The organism is Halomonas sp. ATBC28, from assembly GCF_005937175.1.
Lineage (GTDB): Bacteria > Pseudomonadota > Gammaproteobacteria > Pseudomonadales > Halomonadaceae > Vreelandella > Vreelandella titanicae.
Window position 1 is genome coordinate 241,219 of record NZ_VCQL01000006.1, and the last position, 15,450, is coordinate 256,668.

Sequence of the window (15,450 nt, forward strand, 5' to 3'; positions counted from 1 at the left end):
CTGTTGACCAAATTTAAGCAGCAAATGACCCAAGTGGGTCGCGTCACCATGGATGCCTGGAGGAAAGCTGATGGCACGGAAAAGGGTAGTGGTAACTGGGTTAGGCCTGGTGACCCCAGTGGGTAATAGCGTTGATGAGTCGTGGGCCAACATTGTGGCCGGTAAAAGCGGTATTACGCCTATTGAGCATTTCGACACCAGCGGTTTTAACACTCGTTTTGGTGGATCGATCAAAAACTTTGATATTAGCCCGTATCTGAATCCTAAAGATGCCCGCAAGATGGATCTGTTTATTCAGTACGGCATGGCGGCGGGCGCCCAAGCGGTAGAAGATTCGGGGATTGAGTGCACCGAAGAGAATGCCGATCGCATCGGTGTGGCTATCGGCTCAGGCATTGGTGGCCTACCCATGATTGAGCATAACCACAACGCACTCAACAAAGGTGGCGCTCGCAAGATATCGCCATTCTTCGTGCCGGGCTCTATCATCAATATGATTTCGGGCAATATGGCGATTCAGCACGGCTTCAGAGGCCCGAACATTGCCATTACGACTGCCTGCACCACCGGTACTCATAATATTGGTTATAGCGCACGCACCATCGCCTATGGCGATGCGGACGTGATGATCTGTGGTGGGGCTGAAATGGCCACCACGCCGCTGGGCCTGGGTGGTTTTTCTGCGGCTCGCGCGCTCTCTACGCGTAATGACGATCCACAAGCGGCAAGCCGCCCTTGGGATACCGACCGTGATGGTTTCGTGTTATCCGATGGTGCCGGTGTGCTGGTGCTTGAGGAGTATGAGCACGCCAAGGCGCGGGGTGCCAATATCTACGCCGAGCTGGTGGGCTTTGGTATGAGCGATGATGCTTATCACATGACTTCACCGCCGGAAGATGGACGTGGCGCAGCGCTCTCCATGCGCAATGCGATTAAAGATGCCCAGGTTGACGTTTCTTCGGTTCACTACATCAACGCCCATGGTACCTCCACTGCGGCAGGCGATCTGGCCGAAAGTCGTGCCATTGAGAACGTCTTGGGTGGCGCTGCAAGCAGCGTGGCAGTGAGCTCCACCAAATCGATGATTGGCCACCTGTTGGGCGCCGCCGGTGCGGTAGAGGCGGTGTTTAGTATTCTGGCTATTCGTGATCAGGTCGCGCCGCCCACGATTAATCTGGATAACCCGCAGGAAGGCTGCAATCTGGACTATGTGCCGCATACTGCGAGGGATATGCGCATTGATATGGCGCTTTCAAATTCCTTCGGTTTTGGTGGTACCAACGGCTCGCTGCTATTTAAGAAGGTGTAGTTAGCGATGCTGACGCCTACGTTATGTGATGATCAATCTGTGCCGTTTGATGATCGTGGGCTGGCGTATGGTGATGGTCTGTTTGAAACGGTGCTATTGCGTACGGGAAAGCCGGTGCTATGGCGCTATCACAGGGAGCGTCTGGCACAAGGCTGTCATCGCCTGGGGCTACCGTTACCTTGCCAGGAGGCCCTTGACGCCACTTGGCAAGGCGATCCCACTGCTGAGTTCGAAGTGCTTAAGCTGATACTGACCCGAGGCAGCGGCGGGCGTGGCTATGCCCAGCCCGATCAGATCACGCCGCGGCTGCTCAGTCGTCGAACGCCGTTTCAACCGTCGGTTAAGCGCTGGCAGGAAGGCGTGACAGTGCGGCTTTGCGATTTGCGGCTGGCCCGTCAGCCTCGGTTGGCGGGTATCAAGCACCTCAATCGACTGGAAAACGTACTGGCCCGCCAAGAGTGGGGCGATGCCACTATTGCCGAAGGATTGCTCGCCGACAGTGAAGGCCTTGTGGTAGAAGCCACCAGTATGAATGTTTTTTGGCAACAGGCGGGGGAAGTGTTAACGCCTCTGCTTGACCAGTGCGGCGTGGCTGGCACGTTGCGTGCTGCATTGCTTGACCAAGGTGCCGCCGCTCAGGCGTCGCTGACGCTTCATCAACTTGTTGATGTCGAGCGGCTATGGGTGGCCAACTCTGTTCAGGGTGTATGGCCTGTTACCACCTTGCTTGCCGCGGATGGTTCACTGCTGCAACGCTGGCCTCTGAGTCAGCCTGACCCGTTCCAGCGTTTGGCACATCAGCTATTGGGCGTTGTTTAAACGCCAGTGTTTAGATATCGCTCTGCAATTTTTTAGAGGTGTCATGGTGAAACGGTTATTAACCGCTTTATTGGTGTTAGTAGTGGTTGGGGCTGCAAGTGCAGCAGGCGGTTATTTCTATTGGCAGAGCCGATTAGAGGCACCGCTAGTGCTCGATGAGCCAATGCTTTACCAAGTGCCCTCTGGTGCGGGCTTTAATCAGGTCGTGGCGCAATTGGAAGAGCAGGGCGTGCTGGAGGATGCTTGGGCGTTTCGCTTGCTAGCGCGGGTCGAGCCGGAACGCGTGCCGCAACTGCGTACCGGCGAGTATCAGCTATTGCCGAATATGAGCGGTCTGGAAATGATGGCACTGCTGGGTAGCAATAAGGTGGTTACCTACTCGCTGACCATTCCTGAGGGGTGGTCTTTTCGGCAGATGCGCGAATTACTCAATGCGGCGCCGAAACTCGACCACCGCACGGCGGAGTTGAGCGATGCAGAGGTGATGACGTTACTCGATCGAGAAGGCACCTTTCCCGAGGGCTGGTTCTTTCCCGATACCTATCGCTATCATCTGGGTATGAGCGATGTCGATATCCTGCGCCAGTCATTGGAGCGGATGGAGCGCATTTTGGAAGAGGTGTGGGAGGAGCGCGCGGACGACCTAACCATTGACTCCCCCTACGAAGCGCTGATTATGGCCTCCTTGATCGAGCGGGAAACCGGTGCGCCCGAGGAGCGGCGCGAAATTGCCGGTGTGTTCAAGCGCCGCATGGAGCAGGGCATGCGCCTGCAAACCGACCCGACGATTATTTACGGTATGGGGGAGCGTTATGAAGGGCGAATTACCCGCGCCGATATTCGCGAGGCCACGCCCTATAACACTTACGTCATTGACGGCATACCGCCCACGCCGATTGCCATGCCTGGGCGTGCCTCCTTGGAGGCAGCGGTGAATCCACTGCCTGGCGAAACGCTCTATTTCGTTTCCCGTGGCGATGGCACGCACCATTTCTCGCGTACGCTGCGGGAGCATAACAATGCCGTTAATCGCTATATCCGCAATCGCTAATCGCCATGACACATCACCCATGATTGATGACCACTGTAAGGGAGCATGATGAGTAAGCGTGGACGCTTCATTACGCTGGAAGGCGGCGAAGGTGTGGGTAAATCCACCAATGTGGGCTTTGTGGCCGAGTGTTTGGAGGCCCAGGGGTTGGAAGTGGTGCGTACCCGCGAGCCGGGCGGCACCGTTCGTGGTGAAGCTATTCGCGCACTGTTACTGGATCCTGTCCCCCAAGAGCCGCTACATGTCGACGCTGAGCTGCTGCTAATGTTCGCCGCGCGAGCGCAGCACTTGGCGGAAAAAATACTCCCCGCCTTGGCAAGAGGGGCGTGGGTAGTGTGTGATCGCTTTACCGATGCCACCTTTGCCTATCAGGGCGGGGGGCGGGGCATTCCCAAGGAGCGTATCGCCGTGCTGGAGAATTTTGTTCAGCAGGGGCTCTCTCCCGATTTAACCCTACTGCTCGATATGCCCAAAGAGGCTGCAAGACAACGCTTAGAGTCGCGCCTGCGTGATCGCCATGAGCAGCTTGATCGTTTTGAACAGGAGCAGGCTGACTTTTTCCAGGCTGTGCGGGATGGCTATTTGGCACGAGCGGAAGAAGCGCCCGAGCGCTTTGCGGTGATCGATGCACAATACACACTGGATAAGGTACAAAGCCAAATCCGACAAGTCCTATTAACAAAGGTCGCGGCATGGCGTTAACCGGCGTAATGCCGTGGCACCAAGCCACCTGGCAGCATTTGACCCGCTTGGCTGATGGTGGACGGATGCCCCACGCGTTGTTAATTCACGGCGCCCACGGCGTGGGTAAGCAGCAGTTAGCGGAGGCGTTAATTGCCCGAACGCTATGCGCCTCGCCCGCTGATCAAGCCTGTGGCCATTGCCATAGCTGCTCGATGCTGGAATCGGGCTATCACCCGGATCTGCTGCGGGTTTCACCAGAAGAGGGAAAGCGCCAAATCCGCATTGACCCTATCCGCGAGGTTAATCGCTTTGTGTCGCAAACGGCTCAGCAGGGCGGTTATCGAGTGATTGTGGTTTCCCCCGCCGAGGCAATGAACGTTGCCGCCGCCAATGCGCTGCTCAAAAGCCTTGAAGAGCCCGGTGACAAAACCCTGTTTATTCTGCTTTCCGACGTGCCGTCGCGGATGCTGGCGACGATCCGTTCGCGCTGTCAGCAGTGGTCACTACCCAGCGTTGCCTTTGAGGCGTGTCGTGGTTGGTTGATTGAGCAATTGGGCAGCACTGACGAAGCCTACTTCTGGTGGCAGGTAGCGGGTGGGCTACCACTGCTCGCCGTGGAGCTGGCAGCGCCCGAAGAGCGCGCTTTACGCCATCAAATTCACGACAGTTTCGAACAGCTGGTGCGCGGGGCCGAGCCCGTTTCAGAGGCGGCCCGTCTGGATCGCCAGGCGATTGATGCCATCTTGTGGTACGGTATCGCCTGGCTGGAAGACCTGATTCGTCTAGGTTTGTCTGGGGAGGCGGCGGTGTTGCATAACCCTGATTTAGAACCGCTCTACCGCCAGGCGGTGAAAAATGGTCGTGTTCAGGATTGGTTTCGCCTGCTTGATTATGCCCGCGAGCAGCGACGGTTGTTGGCGGTGGGGGCAAACCCCAATCCTCAGCTAGTGCTTGAAGCATGGCTGGTGCGCTGGGCGGCGCTGCTGCGTTCATAGTGGTGTTTATTCAATCCCCCACGGCTGTTCAAAACAGTGCAGCGAGGTCGTCATGGCAGCTCAGAAAGCGCTCTCTCTTACCGTTCCGGATGTTCCGACACTGCTTTCCGCGTATATGCCTTTTCTGGATCGCGGGGGGATTTTTGTACCTACTCAAACCCCTTACGCACTTGGCCAGCAAGTGTTTTTGCTGCTTACGCTGCCGGGTGAAAGCGAGCGCCTTTCAATTACCGGCCAGGTGGTGTGGGTATCTCCAGAGGGGGTGAGTGGCCGCCGTATGCCAGGCATTGGCCTTCACTTCAGCCAGCAGGACTATCCCGTGCGTGACCGCATTGAGGCGCTGCTTGCCGGTCAATTAGATAAAGCAGCTCCATCGTTCACGCTCTGAATGCCATTTTTCTGATCCAGTCGTTATGGCCTATCTGTTTTGACCTATTTGTTGAGAACCGTATGTTTGTTGATTCACACTGTCACTTAGATCGTTTATCCGACCAGACCCATGGGGGCGATATTGCCGCCACTTTGGCCGCCGCCCGCGCTGCCCATGTCAGCCAATTTCTTGCTGTAGCGGTTACCCTAGAAGACATGCCGCAGCTTGCGGCCATTTCACGCGAACATCACGATGTGGCGATTTCCGCTGGTTTGCACCCCCTGCACCACAGTGAGAATGAACCCAGCGTTGCCGATATAAAAGACACCGCTGAGCAGTATGGTGCGGTGGCGATCGGCGAAACTGGCCTGGATTACCACTATCGCGACAGCGTACCTATCGAGATTCAGCACGAGCGCTTTAAGCGTCACTTAATCGCCGCGCTTGAGTTAGAACTGCCGGTGATTATTCATACCCGCGAAGCCAAAGAGGAAACCTTGGCCTTGCTACGTGAATATAGCGACCCGCGGGTGGGCGGTGTATTACACTGTTTTACTGAAGACTTGGCGATGGCCCGTGAGGCGGTGCGGCTGGGTTTTTATATCTCGCTGTCGGGCATTATTACTTTTCGAAACGCCGCTCCGCTGCGTGAACTTGCCCGTCAACTGCCGCTGGATCGCCTGCTGATTGAGACCGATAGCCCTTATCTAGCACCCGTTCCTCATCGCGGCAAGCCCAATGAGCCCGCGTGGGTGGTGCAAGTAGCTGAGTGCATCGCCAAGGAGCGAGGTATCAGTGTCGATGAAGTGGCCATGCAGACGACCGCTAACTTTTATCAGCTTTTTCGTGCCGCCGCTCCCGATGCCCCGGAACACGTTAAAGAGGCGTTGGCCCACTCAGGGCTTCTATAGCCTGAAGTGCCTTGAATACGCTCAAGCGAGGTGGGTGAGATGAATATTGATCGATTGCTGCAGCAAGGTAATGGAGATGAAGGGCGCACTGGCGCTATTCCTCCACTCGATGAGTGGCAGCCTGCGCTCTCTGGCGATATGAACATCATCATTCACGCCGATGGTCGCTGGTCGCACGAAGGTCAGCCGTTTGCCCGACCCAAGGTGGCACGCCTATTGGCAACGCTGCTGCGCCTGGATGACGAGGGTTACTGCCTGGTTACGCCGGTAGAGCGCTGGCGAATAAAGGTCGAAGACCTGCCATTGGTGGCGGTAGAGGCTGACTTCCGTGACGGTGCCTGGTGGTTTACCACCCAGTTTGACGACGTTGTTCGCTTAGATGCCGAGCATCCGCTCACCGTCACCTCAACCCCCCAAGGTGAGGCGGTGCCACAGCTGCCAGTGCGTTTTGGGCTAGCTGCCCGCTTGCACCGCAATGTCTATTACCAGTTGGTTGAGGCGGCTGAAAGCCGTGATGTGGCCGGTGGCAAGAGTGAACTGGGGCTAACGAGTGCCGGTCAGTGGTTTGCGCTGGGTCAGGTGGATGATGAATTACTTGGCGAGGCGCCGTGAAGTTAACTGCTGAACAGCAAGCTGTTGTTAATCATCAGGCCGGGCATGCGCGCGTGGCAGCGGTGGCCGGGGCAGGCAAAACCACCACCATGGCCGCTCGGGTGCTGCATCTATTGGCCAGCGGTGTACCGCCAAAACGTATTTTAGTGCTGATGTTTAACCGCTCAGCAAAGGATGATTTTCAGCGTCGTTTAGCCGCAATGGCACCTGCCGGGCAGGCATTGCCCGATGTCCGCACCTTCCACTCCCTGGGGCACCGCTTGACTCAAAGCTTATGCCGCTGGGGGGCGCTAGCGCCGCGCCAGCTATTATCCGCCGATTGGCAATTAGAGAGGCTGCTTCGTCAGGCAAGTATTAATGTACTGCGTGATGCCGTTGAGCGCCGAGATGCTGCTCTGGAAGGGGATCGGCTAGAAACCTTAGCCCACTTTTGCGGCTTGGTTAAAGCAGAAATGATCACCCCAGAGGCGCTCTATGAGCGGCTGAATTTTGATCCAGACACCGACTATTTCCCAGCGGCGTTTGCCGAAGCAGAGAGGCTATTGGAAGCGGAAGGTGTGATGACTTATGCCGATCTGCTTTATCGTCCGCTGTTGGCGCTAGAAGCAGATAGTGCTTTACGTGGTCGCGTCGAAGGGTTCCTCGACCATGTCATTATTGATGAGTATCAGGATATTAACGCCGCACAGCAGCGACTTTTATCTGTGTTGGTGGGCACTCGTGCCGAGGTAATGGCAGTTGGCGATGCCAACCAGTGTATTTACGAGTGGCGCGGTGCCAAGCCCGACACCATGCTGGAAAATTTCGCCGCCACCTTTGGCGAAGCGACCGATTACCCACTATCAACCACCTTCCGGCACGGTCATGCGTTGGCGCTGGCTGCTAACCATGCCATTGCCGCTAACCAGCGGCGTCCTAATCAGCTATGCCTTGCAGCGGCTAATAACCCGGAGACCCGCGTCTCAGTCGGGCAGGGGAGCCGTTTGCTACTTGATGCGTTGATGGACTGGCAGGCCCAGGGACGAGCGTTTAACGAAGCTAGTTTGCTGGTACGCAGTTGGGCGCTTTCGGTGCCGTTTCAACTGGCGCTGCTACAAGCAGGGATTCCATTTCGGCTTCAGCGCGAGGATCGTTTTGTGTTTCGTCTGCCGCTGGTGCAGGCCTTGGCGGGCTATTTAAAGCTGTCGCGTCGTCCAGATCTTCTTCGCGACCCGCAGCAACTGTTACTGCTGCTTTCACAGCCGACCCCCTTCGTTGCCCGTGAGCGGCTTCAGCGCTTGGCGCACCAACTGGCGACTACTCAGCAGTGGCCCGAGCGGCATGACGCCATGTTAACGGCGTTAAAGCCGATCCAGAGGCGCACGCTGAAAAAGCGCTGGCTGCTGCTTTGTGAGTTGCCACAGCTGAGTGCATGGCCGCCCGCGAAGTTGCTACGCCATGTGGTGGAAAGCATTGATGCTGAAAAAACGCTTAAGCGTGCGGCAGCGCGGCGGGATAAAGGCGAAGAGGATGTGCGCTTACTTGACGTGCTGATCGAACAAGCGCAAAGCGTGCAAGACCCGGATGCCTTTATCGAACTTCTTGAGCGCCCGGTAGAAAATCAGGCGGGTGGTGTGCTGATTAGCACTGTGCACGGGGCCAAAGGGCTGGAGTGGCCACTGGTAGCGGTAGCCGGTGTTAACGAAGAAGACTTTCCTCACTATAGCCGCGATAACCCGCTCAGCGATGAGCGGCTTGAGGAGGAGCGGCGGCTCTTCTACGTGGCAATTACCCGCGCCCAGGAGCAGCTATTAGTGCTTCATGATGGGGGCGTGCACCGGCCGAGTCGCTTTATTGCCGAAAGCGCCTGGCAGGATAGCATGCGGGTTGCCTCCTGCTTGGCCAGTACCAGTGCGCCCGCGGCGACCCTGCAAGTGACATCGGTGGGCCTGGTTGAACGCTATCTGATTCGGCTGGGGCGAGACGATATTGCGCTTGCGCCGGCACAGGTTGATGAGGTCAAAGCGGGTTATTCAGCAGAGGCGAATTTCTACCCTGGTCAACGGCTTCATCACGCGGTATTTGGCGTAGGCGAAGTGGCGGCGGTGGAGGGAAGCGCCAGCGACCCGGTCATTGATGTGCGTTTTGATCAGGCAGGGCGAAGGCGACTCATTGCCCGCCGCGCACCCATTGAGCTACTCGAAAATGGCTCAACGCTTGCTGGGTAAGTCATTGATTTTCTAATAGTACACACTCTTTCACATTTGAACTCAAATTAAGCTTTAGAGCTGTTTGACTTAGCATCGCCCTGCCGATTTAATACCCACACTTCTACCGAGTTAATACTCAGCAGCTCATAGTATATAACTAATGAAATAGGGAACGAGCATGGTAAGGCAAGTCACTTGGCTTTGCGCCATTTTGATCGTTACCCAAAGCGGCGCCTTGCTTGCTGATAACTCCCTACCTAATCTTGAATTCAATGGTTTTGGCACGCTGGGGGTCGTTCACTCTGACGAGCAAAATGCTGACTTCGTTAATGACCCTTTTGCTTCACAAGGTGCTGGATACAGCCATGATTGGAGCGCAGAAGTTGATAGCCGCTTAGGGCTTCAAGCTACGCTGCATCTCACGCCTAAACTGTCCTCGGTTGTTCAAGTAGTCAGCGAGAAGCGGTATGACGGCTTTTACGCACCTGAGATTGAATGGGCGAATGTTCAATACGACATTACCCCTAATCTTAGTTTCCGCGTTGGGCGTATGGTGCAGAGCTCATTCATGGCTTCTGAACATCGTAAAGTTAATTACGCCACTCCATGGGTGCGGCCTCCGCAAGAAGTTTATCGTCTAATGCCGGTGGCTAATTTTGACGGTGTTGATATGCGCTATCGATACCCAGTAGGGGAGACTACCAATGAATTGCAGTTGAATTTTGGTGGTGGCAGCGTTGATTACTCAACGGGTAGTATCGACGCCAGCGATTCCTGGGGCGTTTCTCACCGTACTCATTGGGGGGATGTCACCCTGTTCGCCAGCTACGGCGAACTGAAAGTAAGCGCAGATGAACTCTCACAATTTTTCGATGTTTACCGCCTCTTTGGTCTACCCGGTGAACAGCTTGCTAGCCGCTACGAAGTTGATGGTAAGCGTACGAGCCTGCTGAGTTTAGGGTTAGGTTATGACCCTGGGTCATGGTTTGTTATGGGCGAGTGGGCACGCTCTTCGTCGCCTTCTCTGTTAGGGGAGAGTGAAGGAGCCTACATGACGTTAGGTTACCGTGTCGCCGAGTGGACACCGTATGTAGGTGTGGCGCGAGCAAAAGTCACCAGCAATACGTCAGAGCCTGGGCTAAATGCTGCCCTGTATCCATCACCCTTTGCAGAAGGTGCCCAGCTCCTTAACGGGATGTTGAATGAGCTACTATCCAGCGGAATACAGCAAGAAAGCATAACGGTTGGTGCACGCTGGGATTTCAGACCGGGTATGGCTCTTACGGCCCAATATGATCACATCGATATGCGCTCAGGGACATCAGGGGGGCTGATTAATCAACAGCCCGAGTTTACCCCAGGTGGACGTATTAACCTGTTCAGCCTTTCGCTCGACTTTGTGTTTTAAGGAGAGTGGCCATGCTTAAACGTCTAACTGGATCCGGAATCAGCCTCTTATTGGGGGCGATGTTGAGCATGACTTATCATCCTGCTTCAGCCGAAGTATTGGTGGTGGTATCAGCCGAGGCGCCTTTTACTCGCCTTACCAGCAGCGATTTAAGGGATGTTTATTTAGGGCGCCGCACGCTAATAGTTAACGGAGCACAGGTGGTGCCCTTGGATCTGACTGAAGGTACGGCAGCGAGAAGTGAGTTCTATACCCGCTACACGGGGCAAACCCCTGCGCAGATCAAGGCACACTGGGCCAGGCAGATATTTACCGGGCGAGGGCAGCCGCCCCAAGCGCTGGCTAATAGTCGCGCAGTGGTAGAGCGATTAGTCAGTGATGCAAAAGCACTGGGCTATATAGACCCTTCCTTTCTTGATGAGCGTTTGAGAGTGGTGACAATTGAGTAGTCTCAATGATCCAAGAGGCCCGAGCCGGGTCAGCTCATCCAGAGCCTTTATTCATCGATGGTCACATCATCTTGTAGAGCCACTGGTACTCTTTAGCATCGTGGCTTTTATGATGTTACTGGTTATATGGGGAAGTACTTATTTTTTAGTCAATAAAGAGCGTATGTCCATTGAGCGCCAGGCAGAGCTGTCCGTGGGTGAAATCACCGACACCTACGAAGCAAGGGTTGTAAGGGCCCTCAGGGAAATTGACACGACACTGAAGTTAGTACGTTTTACCGCCAATAGCAGCAATCACTCGAGCGTGCTCAGTGTGTTAAATGAGCAGCGGCTGCTGCCTCCCGCACTGCTTTTTACCATCAGTATTGTTGATTCGCAGGGCATGGTTGTTGAGACCACTGATCCTGGGCTGCTTGGGCAGCGCCTAACGCCTCCTGCGCAAGCAATGCTGGACGATGATTACTTAGCCGTGGGAGAAAAGGATGCTAACCAGATTACCTTTACTCGGCCATTAAGGCCTGAGCAAGAATCTGCGCAAGGGGGAGGCTCAGGTTGGGTCATCATCGCTATTGATGCCAATTACTTTGTGAGCAGTTATGAAGTTCGGTCTTTGGGCCAGCAGGGCATGCTGGCACTCGTCGGTGCGGATGGCATCGTACGGGTCAGGCGTTCTGGAGATGTGATCCATTCAGGCGAGTTAATGGATATAGGAGCCTGGAAAAGTAGCACACTGGATGCTGTTAGTGCGCCCTTTATGACCCACTGGCAAGGGGTTGAGCGTTACACACTGGTGCGCGAGCTGTATGATTTTCCACTCTCGATCGTGGTAGGGCTCTCTGCCCAGGAGCAGTTGGCCGCAGCTCACCAGCTTGCGCGAAACTATTGGCAGCGGGCCGGTTGGACTAGCGGCCTGCTACTCATCATTCTGGCTATACTCGGTCGTTTGAGCTGGCAACTTCAGTGGGCGCGGCGGCGGGTAATGGAAGAGCGTGTATCACATGCTCAGCAGGTCGAACACTTAGCTTTCCATGACACGCTAACCGATTTGCCTAATCGAGCCTTTTTGAGCCACTTGATTACTCAGGCCGTGAAGCTTGGCGGTCGCCATAGTGAATCCTTCGCGCTGCTTTTCTTGGATCTTGACCGCTTTAAGTTAATCAATGACACCTTGGGTCACGATGCCGGAGACCATCTCCTGCAAGAAGCAGCAAGTCGACTGACCACTTCGGTGCGTGAAAGTGATGTCGTCGCTCGGTTAGGGGGCGATGAATTTGTCATCCTTTTGAGTAAGGTTAGTCGACGAGACCAGATTGAGCCCATCGCCCAAAAAATTCTTTCAGCCATCAGAGAGCCCTTTATGCTAGCGGGCCAGGAGTGCCATGTCTCGGTAAGTATTGGTGTCTCGCTGTATCCGTTTGACGGGCTTGACGAGCAAACATTAATGAAAAGCGCTGATATGGCGATGTATCAGGCGAAGCTGCTGGGCAAAAACACTGTTCAGTTCTATACCGATGAATTAAGTGCGGAAATGGATGTGCGTTTAACCTTGGAGTCTGGCCTGCATCGTGCGCTTGTGAGTCATGAGTTTAGGTTGTTCTTCCAGTCAAAGCATGACGTCGAAGTAGGCAGCACGCTTGGCATGGAGGCATTGCTTCGTTGGCAGCATCCAACGCTTGGATTGCTGGAACCCGCCCAATTCATGCCCCTGGCTGAAGAGAGCGGTTTGGCCATGCCTATCGCTCAATGGGTGCTCGAAAATGCCTGTAGGCAAAACATGCTGTGGCAACAAGAAGGGTTTCCCACATTAACAATGGCGGTCAATATTTCTGCACGTCAATTTTACGACAACAGCTTTGTGGAGAGTATCAAGGAGGCATTAGCCACTACTGGAATGGATCCCTGGCTACTTGAGTTGGAAATGACAGAGAGCATGCTGCTGCAGGATGTTCAGAGTACGGCGAGTATCTTTGCCGAGATTAAAAAACTCGGGGTTAAGATAGTCATTGACGATTTTGGTACAGGGTATTCTTCTTTATCTGACTTAAACGCTTTGCCTGTCGATACGTTAAAAGTAAGTTCTTCTTTAGTTAAGCGCTTATCAGGCACTCATCGCGACCAGCAGTTATCGTCATCGGTCATTGAGTTGGGTAAGCGTCTAGGGATGCAGGTGTTCGCGAAAGGGGTCGCTTCTCATGAGCAGTCCCATTTCATAGGCAGCCACTCCAGTCTCCCTTTTCACGGCTTTTATAGTAATAGACCGTTATCAGCAGAGGAGAGCTGTCAAAGGGAGAAATAGCCCAGACAGACACCGCTTACCCTTTTACAGCCAATGTAGGGCAAGCAGTGCACAGGTTTTAGCCGACTACTTTACATATTAGGGTAGTTGGGTCCGCCACCGCCTTCTGGTGCTACCCAGGTAATATTTTGCGCTGGGTCTTTGATGTCGCAAGTTTTGCAGTGCACGCAGTTTTGGAAATTGATCTGAAAGCGTGGCTGGCCCGCGCTATCCTCTACCACTTCGTAAACACCGGCCGGGCAGTAGCGCTGCGCCGGTTCTGCGTATTTGGGCAGGTTTTCGCGGATCGGTAGCTCAGGATCGTCCAGGCGCAAATGACACGGCTGATCCTCTTCATGGTTGGTGTTCGACAGAAACACAGAGGTAGGCTTGTCGAAGGAGAGCTTGCCGTCCGGTTTGGGATAGTTAATCTTTTCAAACTCGGCTGCAGGCTTGAGGGCGCCATAGTCTGTGGTGGTGTCGTGGACGTTAGGCAGCTTGTTGCCCAGCAACTGGTGAGCAAAATTATATGCTCCACCGCCCACGGTGCCATATTTATGGATCGCGGGGCCGAAGCTGGCGCTCTCTTTAAGCTCTTGGTAGGCCCAGCTGGCTTCCCATTTCTGGGTAAAGCTCGTTAGCTCCTGGGCGCCTTCATCACCACCTTTGATCGCCTCAAATACGCTCTCCGCGGCAACCAAACCAGACTTCATGGCGGTGTGCAGGCCTTTGATCTTGGAAAAGTTGAGAGTGCCCGCATCGCAGCCAATCAATAGCCCGCCGGGGAAGGTCATTTTGGGTAGGCTGTTAAAGCCCCCCTTGGTAATCGCCCGGGCGCCATAAGCCACGCGCTTGCCCCCCTCCAGATACTGACTAAGTACCGGATGATGCTTCATACGCTGAAATTCGTCGAAGGGCGAGAGCCACGGGTTCTGGTAGCCCAGATCCATAATCAAACCCACCACCACCTGCTGGTTTTCCGCATGGTAAAGAAACCAGCCGCCGTGAGCGTTTTTATCTAATGGCCAGCCAGAACCATGCAACACAAGCCCAGGCTCATGCTTGTCGGCAGGCACATCCCACAGCTCTTTAAGGCCGATGCCGTAGTGTTGCGGGTCGCGTCCTGCATCCAGTGAGAAGTCTTTGATTAAGCGCTTGCCCAAATGCCCCCGCGAGCCTTCGGCAAACAGCGTGTATTTGGCGCGTAGTTCCATGCCCGGCATATGGCCATCTTTAGGGGTGCCATCTGCGGCAACACCCATGTCGCCAATCAGAATACCGCGCACGGCGCCTTCTTCAATAATGACCTCTTGGGCGGCAAAGCCTGGGAAGATTTCTACGCCGAGGCCCTCTGCCTGTTCCGCCAGCCAGCGGCACAGATTGCCTGCACTGATTACATAGCGGGTAAGCTCGCCGCCGGTGTTATGCATGCTTTTAGGTACCAAGGCGTTGGGCACTTTCTGCGCTTTTTCGGCGTCTTTGAGCAAGAAAACGTCATCGCGAATCGCCGGGGTATTGAGCGGTGCGCCGCGCTCTTCCCAATCTGGAAACAGTTCCGCCAGTGCGCGAGGTTCAAAGACTGCGCCCGATAAAATATGTGCGCCAACTTCTGAGCCTTTCTCAACGACGCAAACCGTGAGCTCTTGCTCAGCCTCGTTGGCTTGCTGCATTAGTCGGCATGCGGCGGAAAGCCCAGATGGGCCCGCACCGACAATGACGACATCAAAGTCCATTACATCGCGTTCTACAGTTTCCACCCGGTTTCTCCTTATTCTCTTTAAGTGCCAGCGTTTACAAAGCTAATCTAAGGTTAACTCCAGGGAACTAGCTTATAAAAAGTCGGCCTTAATTTAAAACGGTCGTTTGCTTCTGGTTATGCCCCATGATAGGCATAATACCTGTGTCAGGTCACGCCTACGATGGTGAAAGGAGCATTTATTGACGGTATGCTTTGTTAACCCTCGTTCAGTGCTACAACTAAGGCCGTAGTGGATGATTAAGCATTAGGTATTGTCGCTTTGTGGCAGGCTATGGCAAATTGGGAGGGTTTTTCAATTGCGCACCTATCAAACGCTCGATTGAATTTAAAAGCGCCGCCATTTTTTGTTGGCAGCGCCTGTATTGGGGCAGGCGAATCGCTGTTGAGCGATTGCCGGTAAGTCTTCAATACACCACACATCTTAAAAAGGGGTATCCGCTGGGCGGGTGCCGTCTCAGGGTAACGGCTTTACGACAAGCCAAGCGAGGAACCTATGAAAGTACTCGTCGCGGTGAAACGCGTCATCGACTATAACGTCAAAATCCGCGTTAAGGCGGATCATTCGGACGTCGATCTTACCAACGTCAAAATGGCCATGAACCCTTTCTGCGAAATTGCC

General features: G+C 54.6%; 13 protein-coding genes and 1 pseudogene. 13 read left to right on the forward strand and 1 reads right to left on the reverse strand.

Annotation, left to right across the window (positions count from 1 at the left end; genetic code table 11):
- The first annotated feature begins 70 nt into the window (after positions 1-70).
- The 12 genes from fabF to E0L35_RS09180 all read left to right on the forward strand — a co-directional run bounded on the left by fabF (position 71) and on the right by E0L35_RS09180 (position 13,093).
- A complete protein-coding gene (fabF, locus tag E0L35_RS09125; protein ID WP_022523874.1) occupies positions 71-1,309 on the forward strand; it encodes a beta-ketoacyl-ACP synthase II in 1,239 nt (412 codons plus the stop codon).
- Between the two features lie 6 nt (positions 1,310-1,315).
- Positions 1,316-2,128: an aminodeoxychorismate lyase gene (gene pabC / locus E0L35_RS09130; protein ID WP_138800095.1), complete on the forward strand. Its 813-nt coding sequence runs from the start codon at positions 1,316-1,318 to the stop codon at positions 2,126-2,128.
- 43 nt (positions 2,129-2,171) lie between these two features.
- A complete protein-coding gene (gene mltG / locus E0L35_RS09135) occupies positions 2,172-3,179 on the forward strand; it encodes an endolytic transglycosylase MltG (RefSeq protein WP_138800096.1) in 1,008 nt (335 codons plus the stop codon).
- Between the two features lie 48 nt (positions 3,180-3,227).
- Complete coding sequence (tmk, locus tag E0L35_RS09140; RefSeq protein WP_022523871.1) at positions 3,228-3,881, forward strand: dTMP kinase; 654 nt, start codon at positions 3,228-3,230, stop codon at positions 3,879-3,881.
- Entirely contained in the window at positions 3,872-4,858 is a 987-nt protein-coding gene (locus E0L35_RS09145) for a DNA polymerase III subunit delta' (RefSeq protein ID WP_022523870.1), read from the forward strand. Before tmk ends, E0L35_RS09145 begins: the two co-directional genes overlap by 10 nt.
- A 52-nt stretch (positions 4,859-4,910) precedes the next feature.
- The gene (locus E0L35_RS09150; RefSeq protein ID WP_022523869.1) at positions 4,911-5,246 is read left to right on the forward strand and encodes a PilZ domain-containing protein; all 336 of its coding nucleotides are present in this window, start codon (positions 4,911-4,913) and stop codon (positions 5,244-5,246) included.
- A gap of 62 nt (positions 5,247-5,308) precedes the next feature.
- Positions 5,309-6,139, forward strand: coding sequence for a TatD family hydrolase (locus E0L35_RS09155; protein WP_138800097.1), 831 nt, complete (start codon positions 5,309-5,311; stop codon positions 6,137-6,139).
- Positions 6,140-6,178: 39 nt separating this feature from the next.
- Complete coding sequence (locus E0L35_RS09160; protein WP_027959114.1) at positions 6,179-6,751, forward strand: DUF1285 domain-containing protein; 573 nt, start codon at positions 6,179-6,181, stop codon at positions 6,749-6,751.
- A complete protein-coding gene (locus E0L35_RS09165) occupies positions 6,748-8,958 on the forward strand; it encodes an ATP-dependent helicase (protein WP_138800098.1) in 2,211 nt (736 codons plus the stop codon). The genes E0L35_RS09160 and E0L35_RS09165 overlap by 4 nt, the downstream gene beginning before the upstream one ends.
- A 160-nt stretch (positions 8,959-9,118) precedes the next feature.
- A complete protein-coding gene (locus tag E0L35_RS09170) occupies positions 9,119-10,348 on the forward strand; it encodes a porin (RefSeq protein WP_138800099.1) in 1,230 nt (409 codons plus the stop codon).
- 11 nt (positions 10,349-10,359) lie between these two features.
- Positions 10,360-10,797: a hypothetical protein gene (locus E0L35_RS09175; protein ID WP_022523865.1), complete on the forward strand. Its 438-nt coding sequence runs from the start codon at positions 10,360-10,362 to the stop codon at positions 10,795-10,797.
- Between the two features lie 109 nt (positions 10,798-10,906).
- A complete protein-coding gene (locus E0L35_RS09180; protein WP_249362115.1) occupies positions 10,907-13,093 on the forward strand; it encodes an EAL domain-containing protein in 2,187 nt (728 codons plus the stop codon).
- A gap of 71 nt (positions 13,094-13,164) precedes the next feature.
- On the opposite strand, the gene E0L35_RS09185 is transcribed toward E0L35_RS09180, so the two are convergent.
- Positions 13,165-14,829 carry an electron transfer flavoprotein-ubiquinone oxidoreductase gene (locus tag E0L35_RS09185; protein ID WP_009286425.1) on the reverse strand — a complete coding sequence of 555 codons (1,665 nt, stop codon included), beginning with the start codon at positions 14,827-14,829 and terminating at the stop codon, positions 13,165-13,167.
- Between the two features lie 495 nt (positions 14,830-15,324).
- Here E0L35_RS09185 and E0L35_RS09190 point away from each other — a divergent pair.
- Positions 15,325-15,450, forward strand: a pseudogene (locus tag E0L35_RS09190) (electron transfer flavoprotein subunit beta/FixA family protein); the annotation flags it as partial.